This window comes from Mycobacterium gordonae (assembly GCF_017086405.1).
In the GTDB taxonomy this organism is placed as follows: Bacteria; Actinomycetota; Actinomycetes; order Mycobacteriales; family Mycobacteriaceae; genus Mycobacterium; species Mycobacterium gordonae_D.
In genome coordinates this window covers 484,531-500,832 of sequence record NZ_CP070973.1, presented here as the reverse complement: position 1 = coordinate 500,832, position 16,302 = coordinate 484,531, and the positions used below count along the sequence as shown (strand labels likewise).

The window sequence follows — 16,302 nt, the reverse complement described above, 5'->3', positions numbered from 1 at the left end:
CAGTCGGACGGATGTGGCTAATCCTGGGAGAACCTCTTCCCCGGACATTGGCCGAAAGGGCTTGCCGTGCCGACGCCAGCTGCCGTCTTGCGCCGACTCATGGCGAGCTGTGCCGCCCTGGCTCTATGTCTGACGTTGGCGGGCACCACCGGCGCGCCCGCCGCTCGGGCCGCCGACGCGCGTGAGTTGCTGGAGCAGGCCATCGCGGGCACCCGGGGTTCTTACCTCGTCTACAACTTCGGCGGCGGACACTCGATGCCTCTGCTCGACGGTGCTGGGCACTGGTACGAGATGAACAACGGCGGCCACCTGATGATCATCAAGCAGGCCGCCAGCCGACTGCAGCCGCACCTGTTGGTGGACACCCACCAGGGCGACCAGGCCCGCTGCGAGAACAATGCCGGCGCCCGCACCGCCGAAGGACTGTGGCAGGCATCCGAGATCTACCCGCCGCTGCAGGCGTGGCAGCGCATGGGCCAGCCGACGATCGCGATCAACGCCAACTTCTTCGACGTCCGCGGCCAGAAGGGCGGTTCCTGGCGGGACACCGGGTGCAGTTCGCCGCTGGGCGCTTTCGTGGACAACACCCATGGCCAGGGCCGCGCCAACCAGGCGGTCACCGGCACCGTCGCCTACCCGGGTAAGCAGGGGCTGTCCGGTGGCAACGAATCCTGGACGTCGCTGACGACGATGATCCTGCCGGTGGGCGGCGCGCCATATGTGTTACGGCCCAAGGGTCGAGAGGACTACGACCTAGCCACGCCGGTGATCGCCGACCTGCTGAACAAGAATGCGAAGTTCGTCGCGGTGGCCGGCATCGGGCTGCTGTCCCCGGGCGACACCGGCCAGCTGCACGACGGCGGTCCCAGCGCGGCGCGAACCGCCCTGGCCTACTCGAAACAGAAGGATGAAATGTACATCTTCGAGGGTGGCAGTTACACCCCGGACAACATTCAGGACCTTTTCCGCGGCTTGGGCAGCGACACCGCGATCTTGCTCGACGGCGGCGGCTCGTCGGCGATCGTGCTGCGCCGCGACACCGGGGGCATGTGGGCCGGAGCCGGAGCGCCCAAGGGATCGTGCGATACCAGGCAGGTGCTGTGCGACTCCCATGAGCGGGCGCTGCCGAGCTGGCTCGCCTTCAACTAGCCGGGGTTGGCCCGAACCGGAAGATCAGCACCACTGTCGGGCCCGTAGGCCGAGGTGACGCATCAACCTGCCGCCGAGAATGATGCCGGCGACGAAGGTCGGAAAGGCGACCAGGACGGCGGTGAGGTCGACGGTGGATCGTGGCGCGAACCAGAAGCTGAGGAAGATGACGTTGCCCGTCATATTGGCGACGAACACATGTCCGAGGACCAGGACGGCGATCGTGTCGGCCAAACCGTTCGCGAACGTCAGCAGCAGCAATACCGTGCCGGTCGACCGGTCGGAAACCGGAGAGATGACGGCCATGGGGGGTGGGCTACAGCTGCGGTGTCACATCCAGCGAGGTGATCGTGGTCATCCGGGTGACCAGCCAGCGGTCACCTTCCCGCTTCATCGACATCCGGTACGACAGGTATTGCAGCGACGGGATGTTCTTCTTCAGTGGTGTGGTAGCCGTGGTGTTGGTGTAGACGATCACGGTGGCGTTGGGCCCGTCGAGTGATTCGACCGCGACGCCGGTGACCTCGGTGGAGTTGGTGATCTTCAGCTGCTTGTTGGGTCCGACGACCTTCTCTTCGACGAACTTGCGGTATTGCGCCCCGAAGTCGCCGGTGAGGTATCTGCCCGCGCGGTCGGCCAAGGTGTCCATGTTCTCGGGCGTGTAGCTCCACAGCGTGGTGATCGCGTTGGCCGCCGCGCGCGCCACCTTCAGCTTGACTTCGATGGTGGCGCGCTCGGCCAGGTAGGGCTGCACCATCGCAGCCGCGAACGCCGAGGACCCGATGAACAATGCGGCCACCAGGGCCACCACCACAGCCGCCAGACGACCGGGCTTCCGAACCCTCTTCGGCTTGGCCGGCTTGGCCGGCTTGGCCTCGGCCTCAGCCTCGTCCTCCGCCTCGGGCCCGGTCTCGGTCTCCCCCTCGTCCGACGAATCATCCTCGGCCGCTTGGGTTTCCGATGCGGGCTCGGACTCCGCGGCTGTCTCGGCCTGGACGGTCTCGGCCTCGTCCCGGGACTCCTCCGGGGCCTCGTCGGTCAGATCACCTGCTGCAGGTTGCTGATCTTCCACTGATTCCCTTCCTGCGTAGCGGTCGCCGACCAACGATTGGTGTTCTCGTACACCTGTTTTCCATCCGACGTCTTGGAGGTGACGTCGGTGGCGACCAGCACGGTCACACTGCCGTCGTCATTCCAGCGTTCCACGCCGGCGTCCAGTACCGTCCCGGTCGAACGCTCCGCGCGGGCGACCTGTAACAGGATCTCATTGGCCTTGTCGGTGTACTGCTTGGCGAAGTCACCCGTCGCCTGTGCCAGCACCCGATCGATGTATTCGTTGGCGTGGAACGGGTCGATGGAGGTGAATCCCGTCATGAACCACTTGACGTAGTTGACCGCCTGCGTTTCGCGCTCCGCGGTGCGGTCCCGGGACTGATGGTTGACCAGCATGAACGCGGACAACGCGATCGCCGCGGCCATCACCACCGACGTGATCGAGGACACCAGCGGCAGCGCCCATCGTCTGGGCGGAATGGCCTGCGGGACCAGGAGCGAGCCCTCGCCAGGCTCGAACTTGCGGCGCGGGCTCATTTGCCTTCCCCAGCAGGCTTTGGTTTGGCCAGCACCGTCAGGTCGTCCACCAACCAGCGGCCGTCGCCGCTCCTGATGAACTTCACCCGGACGCTGGCGGTGATGTAGCGGACGTCGGGCCCCTCGCCGCGTCGCCCCTGCAGAAACAGCAGCATGGTCGCGCTGTTCGGGGTGGCGGCCAGGACCGAGTTGGTGGAACCCCAGTACTCGTTGATGACGGGGTGCCCCTTCTGGACCACCTCCTGCTGGGCCGCCAGGTCATGGCGATATCTGTCGGTGGTCAGGTTCAGCGCGCGGGCGAAGTCATCGTGCAGATTCTTCGGGTCGTAGGTGAGCATCTGGGCCACGATCTTGGGGCCCTGCGTCGAAATCTCGGCACGGGTCCGGTCGGTGGCCTGGGCGCGGGCGAACACAACCCCATAGCCGACGCCCGCACCGGCCAGGCACAAAGCCGCCGCGGCGACCAGTGCCGCCGCCGTCCACTTGCGCACCTGGTCGGCCCGCTCGTGAGGTACGACGCGCAACACCTCGGTGCCCAACAACATGTCGGCGAAGGTGCGGCGCTGAGCATCCCACAGCGGCCAGAACCAGCCCACCAGCAGAGCCACGGTGTCCAGCAGGTGCGCCAGGTCGCGCAACAGCAGCCACCACGGGCTGACGTCTTTTCCATCCCGCCGCACTACGGCGATACCGAGTTGCGCGCGCCCCAAACTCCAGCCGGTGACCGTCGGCAACAACAGTCGGTTGACCAGCACCGCCAGGACCGCCAGGCTGCAGACGACCATGCACGCCCACCACCACGCGCGGTACGGCGGCAGCGTCCAGGAAACCAGCGCCATCGTGCAAGCCACAGCGAGACCGGCGAGTACGTCGATCGAAAACGCCGCGACACGCGAATGCCAAGGCGCCAGGGCCTTTTCGGGCAGGTCCTGGGCGGCGGTCCGGGTCTTTTCGACCACCACCGTCACTTCGTCACCTGGTCGAGTTTCGAAATCTTGTAGGTCCCCTCGGTCGGCGCCATGCGCACCCGCAGGCGATAACCCGTCTCCTGGTTCTGCTGCTGGTCGTTGGAGACGCTGATGCGCAGCGCGATGAGCACGTCGACCGATCCGTCGGGATTGTTGCGCTCGACGGCCGCGCGCATATCCGACACCTTCAGGTGCACATTGGCAGCCTGGTATGCCTGCACCAGCATGCTGCTGTAGAGCAGCGCCTGGGTGCGGTACTGGTCGGTGCCGCAGTCCACGATCTTCTGCTCACTGGCCGCCATGCTGCTGATGTCCGGCGCCTGAGTCGCGGCGACACAGTCCTTGGCCACGTTCAGCGCGGCCGCGTCGTTGCGCTGCAACGCCGCGATGTCCTGATGCGAACGCAACGCGTAGTAACCCCCGCCCGCGATTGCCCCGGCCACAATCAGCAAGACGGCCGAGATTCCGGCCAGCCAGGCGCGTCCCACCCGGGATTTACCCCGAATGACGGCGGGTTCCTCCTCGGTCACCGAATCCGACGGCTCGTCGCCGGATTCGGAGTCCTCGTCCTTCGCCTCGGTGTCAGCCGGGTCGGCTGCGGACTCGGATTCCGTGGAATCCTCGTCCTTCGCCTCGGTACCCAGCGAATCGTCCTCGTTGATGGGGTTCAGCCGGCCGGCGCCAGCATCTCCTTCCATCCGTCGTCTCCTGTTTTCATCGAGTTTGCGACGGAGTATTTGACCCCGTCGGGCCCTACCAACTCTCCACTCTGCGGACTGTAGACCGCGGAGGGGGGCCCGCCCGGAGTGTAGACGCAGGGGTTGGGCTGTTGTCCGTTGCACTGCACCGCACCGGTGCCGGGTCGGGTCAGCGGGTCGCTGATCGGCGGGGGGGTGCCGCCCGGCGGGAGCCGGTCGGCCGGCGCCGGGTTCATCCCGTTGTTCACCGACGGCGCGGGCACCACCAGGCCCGGCTTGACCGGTTGGTCGCATCGGGCGGCAGGCGCCGGGCAGGTCAGCAGCTGGTTCGGGTCGCCGTACCAGGGGTTGGTGCCCGCTGGCTCGTACGGCTTGGTACTGCGGCATTCGCGCGGGGTGGCGGCCCGCTTGCCGGGCACGTCGACACAGGGGATGTTGCGCGAACCACGCACGCTGTTGGACGGGGTGTCCATCGGGATCTTGCAGTACGTCCCCACCGGCAACGGCTGCGTGCTGGTGTCGGCGAACGACCGCCACTGCTCGGCCGGGATGAAGCCGGTCAGGCAGGGCGGCGGCTGGTTGATCGCCAGCGCCAGGTCCAGTGCCGCCATGTTCGGGAACGGCGCGGCCACGGTCTGGGCGATCGACGCGCCCTGCGGCAGGAACACCAGAACCTGCTCGAGACCCTTGTGGTAGCGCTTGAGCAGGTCGAACACCACCTCCAGGTTGGCCAGCGTCTGCGGCAGCGAGTCACGGACGTCGGTGAACACCTCGTTCACCTGATCCGCGGTCGGAGCGGCCTGCGTCAGAACGCTACGCACATGCTGGTCCTCCTGGGCGGTCTGCGCAGCCAACGTGTTCAGGTTGCGCGCCCAGCGCTCGATCGCGCTGCCCGAGTCCACCTGGCTCTGCAGGATCGGGCCGGAGTTCTGGATGATGTCGTTGACGTCGTTGATCTGGGTGTGGAAATCGCCCACGATCGCCTGCGTCGCATCGACCAACCGTTGCAGGGCCGGGCCCAGACCGCCGACCGCCAGCGCCGTCTCATCGAGCAGCTTCGGAATCTTCTCCTTCGGCAGGACCTCGAGGCCGCGGTTGGCGGTGTCCAACGCCGGCCCGATCTCGCTCGGAACCGTGCCCTTGGTGATCGTTTGGCCCGAGGCGAAAAACTTGCCCGGGTTGCCGTTGGACACTAGGTCCAGATACTGCTCACCAACGGCCGACACAGAGTGCACGTTCGCGGTGGCATCGACCGGGATCTTGTAGCGACTGTCGATGCTCAACGTCGCCTTCGCACCGAACGGGGTGGGTTCCACCTCGGTGACCTTGCCGATGGTGATGCCGCGATAGGTCACGTTGGCCGTCGGGTACAGACCCCCGGAGGCCGGCAGATTGGCGGTCAGCTCATAGCGCCCGATGCCGACGAGGGTCGGAATCTGCAGGTAGTAGACGCCGAGCACGGTCAGCGCGACCACTGTGAGCGTCAGGAACATCCACAGCTGGCGCTTGATGAAGGGTGTCAGCATTGGCCTCGCTCCGCCCTTTCCACCAATGGCCCGCCCGGTGCGTCGTTCGGGTTCGACGTGTAGCGAACGTCGGGGATCATCGTCTCCGGGTCGCGCCCGAACGACTGCTCCAGCGCCCGCAGGGCTCCGGAGAAGCCAGTACCCGTCAGCACGGCGTTGTCCACGGCGCTGTAGGTCACGTCCAGGGTGGCCGAAACGTTCTGGTAGTCGCCGCGGAAGATCTTCGGCACCGCATCGATGTCGAACGGCTGCGTCAAGATCAGCTTCAGCGCGCCGATCAGGTACGGCGAGCCGCGGCCGAGCTCCCGCAGCGGGCACTGCAGCGACTGCAGGTCGGTGTGCAGGTTGGCGCGGGCCTCCGACAGATACTGGTCAGTGGCAGCGCTGAGGCGGCCGACCGAGTCGACGGCGTTGATCAGCAGGTTCTTGGTGTCCGCGAAGTGCTTGATCAGCGGCGGGAAGTCGGTCAGCACCCGCTCCAGCACGTCGTTGCGGTTACCGACGTAGCTCAGCAGGCGGTTCGTGGAGTCGATGGCGTGGGTGATGTCATCGCGCTGCTCGTTGAGCTGCCGGGTGAAGGTGTCCAGCCGGTTCAGGAAGCCGCGAATCTGATCGCCCCGGCCGTGGAAGATCGCGTAGATCTCGTTCTGCAGCACTTCCAGGTTCGGAATGCCGCCGCCACGCAGGATCAGCGAGATGACCGCCAGCGTCTGCTCGATATTGGGATAGGCCGAGGAGTTTTTCAGCGGGATGGTGTCGCCGTTGCGCAGCAGTTCCTTCGACGGGTTCTCCGGCGAAATCAGCTCCACGTGCTGGGATCCCAGCAAGCTGGTCTGGCCGATCTTGAGGATGGCGTTCTTGGGGAGCTTGGTGTCCTTCTTCAGCCCCAGCGTCAGGGTGGCTACCCAGTTCCTCAGCTCGATCTTGCGGATCGAGCCCACCTCGACGTCGGCGACCATCACCTTGCTGTTGCCGTTAATCGCCAGCGTGTCGGGCACCTGCGCGTAGACGGTATACGAGTCGCTGCCGCTGCCCGGCGCCCCGGGAATCGCGACCTGCGAAATGCCTTTCCAGCCACAGGAACTCAGCATCAGGGCGGCCACCAACAGCACCAGCACCTGCCAGGTGCCGCGGCGGACCCTACGAAGTGTCCCGATCACTGACCCCCTCCTACCTCAGCTGGCAGCGGTGCGCCGACCGCTGCGGCCGGACCCGGGTAACCGGGCACCGGAGCGACCGGTCCCGGAATCACCCCGGGTCCCGGCGGCGGCGGCGGCACCGGCACCTGCGCCTGCAGGCCGATGGGCGGTAGCACCGGGTACTCGTCGTATGCGTTGGGCGGTCCCGGCGGTGTCTGCAGGGTGGACTGGACCGGCTGAATGTCGGGTCCACCCATCAGTTCGGCCAACGATTCCGGGGTCATCAGACCCGCCGTGATCGGACCGACCTGCTGGCCCTGCATGCCCGGCGCCACGATCCAGCCGGGCTGGGTGTTCTTGTGCGACGTCGGGGTGTCTGGCACCCAGATACCGGGGACAGTCGTGTCCTTGTACCCCGGCGGAGGCTGCAACCGCGGTTCGGAGTACGCGACGTGCTTGGGCAGGATCTCGGCGGTGTTGAACGCGTTCAACCCGAACGGGAAGTAGTTGAACTTGATCGCGTCGAGCACCGGCGCCAGGTATTGCGCACAGAGTTCGGCGGATTCCTGGTAACCCAGCCGGCTGCCGGCCTGCACCGAGCTGCAAACGAACTGCATCGGGTTGGCGAAGCTGGTGATCTCCGGAACGGCGACCACCGAACCGTGGGACGGGTGGTAGATCTGGTTCACGTTCGCGGCCGCCGTCGGCAGCACGTGCAGCGCGGTCTCGAGCCCGTTCAACGGCTCCGGCTGCAGCAACGTGTTGGTCACTGTCGCCAGGTTGTTGACGTCGTGGGTCAGCACCTCGCGGTTCTTGTCCAGGAACGGCCGGATTGTGGTCAGCAGACTGTCGAACTGGCGCACCGCACTGGCCAGCGCCTGATCTGAGCTGGCGAGCCGGCCCGTGACGTCGGCCAGATTTTGGTTGAGCGCGACGAACTGCTTGTCGTCCTGGTGCAGCGCATTGACGAACAGGGCCAGGCTCTTTACCACCGCGAAGAAGTCACCGCGGCCTTCGTTGAGCGCCGTGAGTGCCCGCGACAGGCTGTCCAACGTGGTGTTGAGCTGCTTGCCCTTGCCCTCCAGACCGTTGGCGAACGAGTTGATCACCTCACCGAACGGCCCGGTCGGCTGCGCCTCGGTGGGACCGAGCTTGGAGATGATGTTGGTGATGCTGTTACGCAGCTCGTCCCACTCGACCGGCACCTGGGTGCGCTCCATCGGGATGACCGCGTTGTTGGCCAGCACCGGGCCACCCTTGTACGGCGGCTCGAGTTGGATGGCCCGGGATGCCACCAGGGTCGGGTTGAGGATCACCGCGGAGGCGTTGGCCGGAACCTTGTACTGGTTCTCGTAGTGGAAGGTGACCTTCATCTTGTCGCCGGCCGGCTCGATCTTGTCGATCAAGCCCACCTTCAGGCCCATGATCTGGACCTTGTCGCCGGCGTACAGCGCGTTGGCGGCCGAGAAGTAGGCCACCACCGTGTTGTTGGTCAGCTTCTTGTAGAGCTGCCAGCCGACGAAGGCGGCAACCAGCGCGAGGATCACGATCAGCGTGCCGATGATGACCGTGGCCCGGGACATCCTTGGCAGCCGGATGTTGCGGACGTCAAAGATGGTGCTCAATTCTGGCTACCTCCCGCTGCGCCGCTACCGCCCGAACCGCCCGGGTTGATGAACGGTGCCGGTAACTGGTTCCCCGGCCCCGGCGGGGCCGGCGGACCCGGGGGGAGCCCCGGTGCGAATGTCGATGGTGGTGCTACCGGTCCCGCCGGTCCCAGAGGTTCGGTGCGAGCACCGGGCGGGGCATTGGGCGGCAACGGAACCGGCGTGCCCGGAGCACTGGGCGCCGGCTCGCCCGGCCGTCCGGCGATCGGGATGCCCGGTGCGTCCTGCACCCCGTTCGGGTTCGGCGGTGACATCTGGACGTCCAGAGGTGCCGGGAAGCCCGGACCACCGAACGGCCCGATGGTGGCGCCCGCACACGGCAGCGGGTTGGCCGGAGTGGGGATGCCATCGGCTGCCGGTGTGTACGAGCACGGTGATCCGGGCGGCACAGCCGGACCCGGGTGCTCCGGGGTGCCTTCCAGTACCAGCGGTCCCGGTGGCGGTGCGCCGTTGGGGAACCGGGTGCCGTTGGGGTCGGGGAACCGGTACGCCGGCAGCCCGGCGCTGCGCCAGAAGTCCTCGGGGCTCAGACCGCGCTTCTTGAACGCGGCGTCGATGAACGGCTGCAGGATCTGGCCGGGGACCAGGTTGTGGATGACCACCTTGAAGAACGGCCCGGAGGCGATCGACTCATTCAGCGAGGGAAGGAACCCGCCGACCATCAGCAGGCCATTGGCCAGGTCTTCCTTGCGCTCGACGAGTAGGTCACTGACGGTGCGCAGCTGCTCGAGCACGTGGTTGAGGTTGGGGTTGTCGTTGATGAAACCCTGCACCTGCGTGGAGAAGGCGGCGACGTTGCTCAGCAGCGCGTCGATGGCGCGGCCGCGTTCGTTGAAGGCCGCCAGCAGCGTCTTGGCATTGACCAGCAAGCGGTCCACTTGCTGACTGCGGTCGCCCAGCACGCTGGCCACCTGGTTGGCCTGGGCCAGTAGGTGCTTGATCTCCTCGTCGCGCTTGCCGATCGTGTCGGAGAACTTGGCGACCCCGTCCAGGGCGGGACTGAGCTGCGGGTAGGTCTGGTCGATGGTCTCCGACAGCACGTGCAGCGACTTCTTGACCGTGTCGATGTCCCAGCCGGTAGCCGCCTTGGTGACGTCGAGGAACGCGTCATAGATCTGGTACGGGGTGGTGCTCTGCCCCAGCGGCAACGTGCCGTTCGGCCGCAGCGGCTGGTTACCGCGGGCCTCGATCTCGAGCACCTTCTTACCCAGCAGGGTGTCGGTCCGGATGTTCAGCCGGCTTTCGGTGCCGATGCTCTCGGTGCCGATGGAGAACTTCATGACGATGTGGTCGCCGTCGATGCTGATGGCCTCGACCTTGCCGACGTCCATGCCGGCGATACGGACCTTGTCGCCCTTGTTGATGCCACCGGTGTCGGTGAACTGCCCGTAGTAGCTGGGCTTGGCCATCAACATCGGCACACTGGTAAAGCTCTGGCCCACCCCGATGACCAGGAGCGTCACCAGGATGCCCATGAGCCCGATCTTGAGGCGGTTGGGCGGTTCCAGCGTTCTCATTGCGGCGCGCACCTTCCGGTCGGCTGGTGGAAGAGGCGAACGGTTCGGACCGGACCACCGGCCTGCAGACCGTTGATCTTCAAGCTGATGTCGCAGGAGTAGAAGTTCACGAAGTCGCCGTAGGAGCCGATTGCGCGACCGATCGAGTTCAGTGCGCTCGGCACCTTGTGCAGGAAGTCGTTGAGCTGCTCCCGCTGGTCGATCAACGGCTGCTGCACCGCATCGAGATAGTTGATCGCCTTGTGCAGCAGCGCCCGGTCCTCGCTCAGCAGGTCGGCCACCGTGCCCGCCGCGTTGCTGATGTTGGCGGTGCCGCCGGCCAGCGAGTCCCCGTGATCCTTCAGTCCGGTGATCAGCACCTCGAGGTTGTTGACGGTCTGGTCGAAGTCCTTGCGGTGGCGAACCGTGGTGTCGAGCACCTTGTTCAGGTTGGTGACGACCTCGCCGATCGCTTGATCCCGCTCGCCCAACTGGGAGGTGACCTGCGCGGTCTGCTGCAGGATGTCGTTGATCGTGCCGCCCTGGCCTTGGAACACCGTGATCAGCGCCGAGGCGATGGTGTTGACCTTGTCGGGGTTCAACGCCCGGAAGATCGGCTTGAAACCACCGATCAGTGCGTCGAGGTCCAGCGCCGGCGTCGTGCGGGCCATCGGGATGAACCCACCCGGCTGCATGATCTTGTCCGCGCCGTCACCCTCGCCGCGCTTGAGTTCCAGGTAGCGGTTGCCGATCAGGTCGAGGTAGCGGATCGACGCGGTGGTGGACTGATACAGCGGAATGTTGCGGTCCACGTCGAACTGAACCCGAACCCGCTTTCCGCCGTCGATCAGCTCGAGGTTCTTGACCTTGCCGATCTCCACCCCGGATGCGCGGACGAACTGCCCGGCGCGCAACCCACTGACGTTGCTGAATTCGGCAGAGTACGTGTTGGTTCGGTCGAAACGGATCTGACCGAACACGATGATGATCATGATGCTGAACATCAGCAGCACCACAGCGAAGGCGCTGAGCTTGACGAGAGTACCGGTGATTTTCATGGGTTGATCGTGTTATCCCCTACCTGACGGCCCCAGACGTACTCGAGCACGTAGGGCGACCCGACCTCCAAGTGGTTATAGGGCGCAAGGCTGTTGCCGGTGTCCATCACCAGTTCCGGTGCGGGCCACAGCTGCCGCGTGATCTGCTGCCAGCAACCCGGGGCCCCGCCCGGTCCGCCGTGGGCGTTCACCCGCGGCAGGTTCTCCGGGTAGGTGTACGGGTTCGGCGCGCCGCCGACGATCTGGGCCCCGATCAATCCGACCTGCGAGAGCAGCAGGGGAACCAGTGACACGGGGTTCAGCAACGCCCCGATTCCGGAGAGGATCTGGGAGTGGCTGTTCAGCGAATAGCCGTTACCACCGAGGAACTGGTAAGCCTTGGGCTCGATGTCGTGATAGTTGTGCAGCGTGCAGTACAGCTCCGGGCTGTAAGTGTCGAGTAGCTGCGCGGTGGGCACCAGGTCGGCCGCGCCGCGGGCCAGGTAAGGGCCGCCGCGCTCGAAGATGTCCGCACCGGTGTTACCGAATCCGGCCGCCGACAGCAGCGCCTGGTCCAGGTCCTTCTGCTGGCCGTTGATCGTGCGGGCCGTCGGCACCGAATTGTTCAAGAAATCGATCAGATCCGGCGCGGCGTTCGCGTAGACGTCACCGAGTGCCGCCAGCTGCTGGATGTCCCGGCGGGCCTGCGGCATCTGCGGGTTGACGTCGTCGAGGATCGCGTTGCCGTTGACGATCGACTGGCCGAACCGGTCACCGAGTCCGGTCAGCGACTGCGCGGCGGCGCTCAGCGTCAGGTTCAGCTTGACCGGGTCGACCTTCTCCGAGATCGACGTCAGGGTCTGGAACAGGGTGTTGATCTCGGTCGTCACGGCGGAGGCATTAATCGTGCTCTTCGGCCCGAGGTGCCCGCGGGAGGTGATGTTGCCCTGGTCGTCCTTGGGGGTGGTCAGGGACACGTACTTGCCGCCGAACACCGTCGTCGCCTTGATCTGTGCGTCGACGTTCTCCGGCACCACTCCGTTGGACCCGAGGTACTGCGGATCGATCTCCAAGGTGAACTTCGCGGCCGGCCGGCCGTCTCGGTTCACTTCCTGGATGTTGCCCACCCGTCCGATCTGGACCCCGTTGTAGGTGACCTTTGAGCCCGGGTCCATCACCAGGCCGGCGCGGTCGCTGTACATGGTCAGTTCGGTCTTCGGGGTGAACCCGCCTCGGAACTGTATGTACACCACGGAGAACACCAGCAGCAGCACCAAGAATGACGAGATGCCGATCAGCTTGTACGGCGGGTGCTTGATCTTGTTGACCTTCCCCGGACTCGTCATGGCGCTACACCGTCAATGCGAAGTTGGGGTTGACGCCGTAGAGCGCCAACGCGGCGGACAGGACGACGATCTGGACCGAGACCAGCGAGAACCGCATCGACCGGCCGACAGCCTCACCGACGCCGACGGGGCCGCCGCCGGCGTTGTAGCCGTAGTAGCAGTGGGTCACCATCACGATCGCGGCGATGATGATCGCCTCGAGGAACGACCAGAACACGTCGTCAGGGCGCAGGAACGTCCGGAAGTAATGCTCGTAGGTGCCGGTGGACTGCCCATACAGCGCCGTCGTGACGATCTGGGGCGACAGGAACGACATGATCATCGCTAGCGCGTACAGCGGGATGATCACCACCAGCCCGGCCACGATCCGCGTCGAGGTCAGATACGACACCGACTTGATACCCATCACTTCCAGGGCGTCGATCTCCTCGCTGATCCGCATCGCTCCCAGCTCCGCGGTGGCGCCGGCGCCCACCGTGGCCGCCAGGGCGATGCCGGTGACCACCGGCCCGGCGATCCGCACGTTGATCAGCGCGGAGAAGAACCCGGTGAACGCCTCAACGCCGATGTTGCCCAGTGAGGCGAAGCCCTGGATGGCCACCAGCGAGCTACCGGACAGGGTGACGAAGCCGACGATCGCGGCGGTGCCGCCGACCACAGCCATCGCCCCGGTGCCCATCCCGATCTGCGCGACCAGCCGCAAGGTCTCCTTGCGGTAGTAGTGCAGCGCGTGCGGAATCTGGCCCAGGCTGGTCAAAAAGAACCACGCCAGCTGGCCGGTCTCATCCAGCCCCCGGGTGACCGTGCCCGCGTATCTGTTGACGCTCGCCGCCGCCTTCGGGAACCGCTGGCGGACTACAGCTGCTGTCGACATCGTTAGTGCCCCGTCCCGAATCGAACGCCGATCGTGGTCAAGATGACGTTCACCGCATATAAGGCGACCACGCACAACACCACGGTCTCGTTGACCGCCGTGCCCAGACCCTTGGAACCGCCGCGCACCGTCAATCCGCGGTAGCAGCCCACCAGGCCGGCGATCAACCCGAAGGTGGCCGCCTTGACCATGGCGATGATCACCTCGGGCAGCCCGGTGATCGTGGTCAGCGTCGCCAGATACGCCCCGCCGGAAACGTTCTGCAGGTACACCCCGAACAGATATCCCCCGACCAGGCCCACCGTGATCACCAGAGCGTTCAGCAGTGTCGCGACGACCGTCGCGGCGATCACCCGGGGCACCACCAGGCGGTGGATCGGGTCGATACCCAGGACCTCCATCGCGTCGATCTCCTCGCGAATGGTCCGCGCGCCCAGGTCGGCACAGATCGCCGTCGAGCCGGCACCGGCCACCACCAACACCGTGGTCAGCGGTCCCAGCTGGGTGACCGCGCCGATCGCCGCACCCGCACCCGACAGGTCAGCGGCGCCGAACTGCGCCAGCAGCACGTTCAGCGTGAAGATCAGCAACACCGTCAGAGGAATCGAAACCATGATCGTGGGCAGCAACGCCACCCGCATGATGAACCAGCACTGCAGGATCAGCTCTCGCCACTGGAACGGCCGCCGGAACAAAGCTCTACCGGTCAACACACACATCCGGAAGAACCCGCCGATCATCGTCAGCGGTGTCTCGAGTTGATCGCGCAGGTATCCGACCAGGTGCGGTCGGGTGGATGTCGTCACGATTGCCCCTTCACAATGGGGCCGCTCGCGTCGTGGCGCCGCGGCGAATGGTGTCGCACGCCTCCTCCTTGCCCCGACCCTACGTGTGTGACCAACGGCTCCCTACCCGCAGGTAGTAACGGAGACCACAGGAATGTACCCGATGGTCGCCCAGGTGTGTATAGCAACTCGACAATTGACATTCCGTCAGCACTCAGCAAACATGTCGGCCCCGTCAGCTTCCCTCTCCGATGGCAGATTCTGTTGTCCCAGAACGATTTCCGGAGCCAGCACCGGCCCCGTAGCGCAGACGCAGTTCAGTCTTGAGCACCTTTCCGGCGGGGTTGCGCGGCAGGGCGTCCACGATCTCGAGCGCCTTGGGGTGCTTGTACCGCGCGAGTCGCTCGGTCAGGTACTCATCCAACTCTTCGATCCGGAGGTGGCCTTCCGTTACAGCGGCCACCGCGATGGGCACCTCGCCCCAGCGCTCGTCGGCCCGGCCGATCACCGCGACCTCCACGATGCGCTCGTGGCCGGCCAGAACGTTCTCGACCTCGGCGCAGTAAATGTTCTCGCCGCCGGAGATGATCATGTCCTTCTTGCGGTCGACGACCCAGACGTAGCCGTCGCTGTCCATCCGGACCAGATCACCGGAATGAAACCAGCCGCCGCCGAAGGCCTCAGCGGTGGCCTCCGGATTGTTCCAGTAGCCGCTCATCAATGTCGGTGCGCGGTAGACGATTTCGCCCACCTCGCCGACAGGCACCTCGTTCATGTCGTCGTCGACGACGCGCGCGGCAACCGTCGGGATCACCCGGCCGACCGATCCTCGCTTGCGGATGGCGTCGTCGCCGAGCAGCATGCACGTCACCGGCGACATCTCCGTCTGACCGAACGCGGCCAGAATCTGGGTGCCCGGGAAAATCTCGGACATCTGGCGCAGCAACACATCTGGCGCCGGAGCGGCACCCCACGACATCACCCGCAACCGCAGGTCCCGCGGTCTGGCCTGCTGCTCGACGCACACTGCCTGCCACTGGGCGGGCACCAGGAATATGCCGGTCACTTTCTCGGCCTCCAGCACATCGAGCAACTGGCCGGGGTCGAAAGCACCGAGCGGGTAGATCACGGTCGGGACGCCGAGCAGCATCCCCGAGAGCATGTTGCCGATTCCGGCGATGTGGAACAGCGGGACACCGATGAAGCCGACGTCGTTGTTGAGATCGACGCCGCTGGTGTACAGCATGGTCATGGTCTGACCGGTCAGGTTGGCGTGCGTGAGCACCGCACCTTTGGGCCGCCCGGTGGTGCCCGAGGTGTACATTATCAGCGCCGCAGAGTCGTTCGGAATGTCGATCGCAGCAGGCGGATCGCCTGCCTCACTCATAAGGTCTTCATAGAAGAGGACGTCGTCGGCGGCGGTGCTTCCCGCCACCACGACCGTGTCCAGCAGCGGCGCGATATTGCGGACGCCGGTGGCCACCGGCGCCAGGACCGCCTCGGTGACGACCACCCGAGCCCCGCTGTCCTCGACCAGGAAGGCGATTTCAGAGGGGGTGAGCCGGAAGTTCAGCGGAACGGCGATCGCGCCCAGCATGTTGGCGGCGAGCACGGACTCGACGAACTCCGGGCGGTTGAGCATCAACACCATCACCCGGTCGCCGGGCCCCACCCCGCGGCGGCTCAGCGCGCCGGCCAGCGACGTGACGCGACGCCGCAGGTCGAACCACGTCAGCGTGCGGCCCAGGAACCTCACCGCCGGCGCATCCGGCTGCATCATCGCGTGTCGCTCGAGCTGGTTCACCCAGTTCTGCCGGCGAGCGAGATACGGCTGCTCGTACGCTTCGGTTTGGGCCCGCATCCGGTCGCTGGCCAGTTGGGCGGTCAACTATGCCTTCCCTTCACTCGCGCACCGCTTGCGTCAAGGTGATATTTGATAAAACATGTGTTGTCTGGGTCACATTAACGGCCGCTGAGGTCGCTAACAAGCCCTTAGCCACGACTTGAGCCAATACCGCAATACGGCT

The 16,302-nt window shown here is 65.7% G+C and carries 14 protein-coding genes and 1 pseudogene; 1 reads left to right on the top strand and 14 read right to left on the bottom strand.

Annotated elements, in window-relative coordinates:
- Positions 1-99: 99 nt before the first annotated feature.
- Positions 100-1,149, top strand: coding sequence for a phosphodiester glycosidase family protein (locus JX552_RS02295; RefSeq protein ID WP_205878167.1), 1,050 nt, complete (start codon positions 100-102; stop codon positions 1,147-1,149).
- 30 nt (positions 1,150-1,179) lie between these two features.
- On the opposite strand, the pseudogene JX552_RS02290 reads toward JX552_RS02295, so the two are convergent.
- The 14 genes and pseudogenes from JX552_RS02290 to fadD5 form a co-directional block, all read right to left on the bottom strand.
- Positions 1,180-1,455: pseudogene (locus JX552_RS02290) on the bottom strand (DUF1275 family protein); the annotation flags it as partial.
- 10 nt (positions 1,456-1,465) lie between these two features.
- Positions 1,466-2,221, bottom strand: a complete 756-nt coding sequence (locus JX552_RS02285; RefSeq protein WP_205875901.1) for a mammalian cell entry protein — start codon at positions 2,219-2,221, stop codon at positions 1,466-1,468.
- The gene (locus JX552_RS02280; protein WP_205875900.1) at positions 2,188-2,739 is read right to left on the bottom strand and encodes a mammalian cell entry protein; all 552 of its coding nucleotides are present in this window, start codon (positions 2,737-2,739) and stop codon (positions 2,188-2,190) included. Before JX552_RS02280 ends, JX552_RS02285 begins: the two co-directional genes overlap by 34 nt.
- Positions 2,736-3,707 carry an RDD family protein gene (locus JX552_RS02275; protein WP_205875899.1) on the bottom strand — a complete coding sequence of 324 codons (972 nt, stop codon included), beginning with the start codon at positions 3,705-3,707 and terminating at the stop codon, positions 2,736-2,738. The genes JX552_RS02280 and JX552_RS02275 overlap by 4 nt, the downstream gene beginning before the upstream one ends.
- Positions 3,704-4,405, bottom strand: coding sequence for an Mce protein (locus JX552_RS02270; protein ID WP_205875898.1), 702 nt, complete (start codon positions 4,403-4,405; stop codon positions 3,704-3,706). Before JX552_RS02270 ends, JX552_RS02275 begins: the two co-directional genes overlap by 4 nt.
- Positions 4,375-5,931, bottom strand: coding sequence for a virulence factor Mce family protein (locus tag JX552_RS02265; RefSeq protein WP_205875897.1), 1,557 nt, complete (start codon positions 5,929-5,931; stop codon positions 4,375-4,377). Before JX552_RS02265 ends, JX552_RS02270 begins: the two co-directional genes overlap by 31 nt.
- On the bottom strand, positions 5,925-7,088 hold the full coding sequence (locus JX552_RS02260) for a virulence factor Mce family protein (RefSeq protein ID WP_205878166.1): 1,164 nt from the start codon (positions 7,086-7,088) through the stop codon (positions 5,925-5,927). Before JX552_RS02260 ends, JX552_RS02265 begins: the two co-directional genes overlap by 7 nt.
- Positions 7,088-8,695 (bottom strand): virulence factor Mce family protein, encoded by a 1,608-nt coding sequence (locus tag JX552_RS02255; RefSeq protein WP_205875896.1) that lies wholly within the window; start codon positions 8,693-8,695, stop codon positions 7,088-7,090. Before JX552_RS02255 ends, JX552_RS02260 begins: the two co-directional genes overlap by 1 nt.
- On the bottom strand, positions 8,692-10,254 hold the full coding sequence (locus tag JX552_RS02250; RefSeq protein ID WP_205875895.1) for a virulence factor Mce family protein: 1,563 nt from the start codon (positions 10,252-10,254) through the stop codon (positions 8,692-8,694). The genes JX552_RS02255 and JX552_RS02250 overlap by 4 nt, the downstream gene beginning before the upstream one ends.
- A complete protein-coding gene (locus JX552_RS02245; RefSeq protein WP_205875894.1) occupies positions 10,251-11,291 on the bottom strand; it encodes a virulence factor Mce family protein in 1,041 nt (346 codons plus the stop codon). Before JX552_RS02245 ends, JX552_RS02250 begins: the two co-directional genes overlap by 4 nt.
- Complete coding sequence (locus JX552_RS02240; RefSeq protein ID WP_205875893.1) at positions 11,288-12,616, bottom strand: MCE family protein; 1,329 nt, start codon at positions 12,614-12,616, stop codon at positions 11,288-11,290. The genes JX552_RS02245 and JX552_RS02240 overlap by 4 nt, the downstream gene beginning before the upstream one ends.
- 4 nt (positions 12,617-12,620) lie before the next feature.
- Positions 12,621-13,490, bottom strand: a complete 870-nt coding sequence (locus JX552_RS02235; RefSeq protein WP_205875892.1) for an MlaE family ABC transporter permease — start codon at positions 13,488-13,490, stop codon at positions 12,621-12,623.
- 2 nt (positions 13,491-13,492) lie between these two features.
- A complete protein-coding gene (locus JX552_RS02230; protein ID WP_205875891.1) occupies positions 13,493-14,296 on the bottom strand; it encodes an MlaE family ABC transporter permease in 804 nt (267 codons plus the stop codon).
- Positions 14,297-14,510: 214 nt separating this feature from the next.
- On the bottom strand, positions 14,511-16,163 hold the full coding sequence (fadD5, locus tag JX552_RS02225) for a fatty-acid--CoA ligase FadD5 (RefSeq protein WP_205875890.1): 1,653 nt from the start codon (positions 16,161-16,163) through the stop codon (positions 14,511-14,513).
- Between the last annotated feature and the right edge of the window lie 139 nt (positions 16,164-16,302).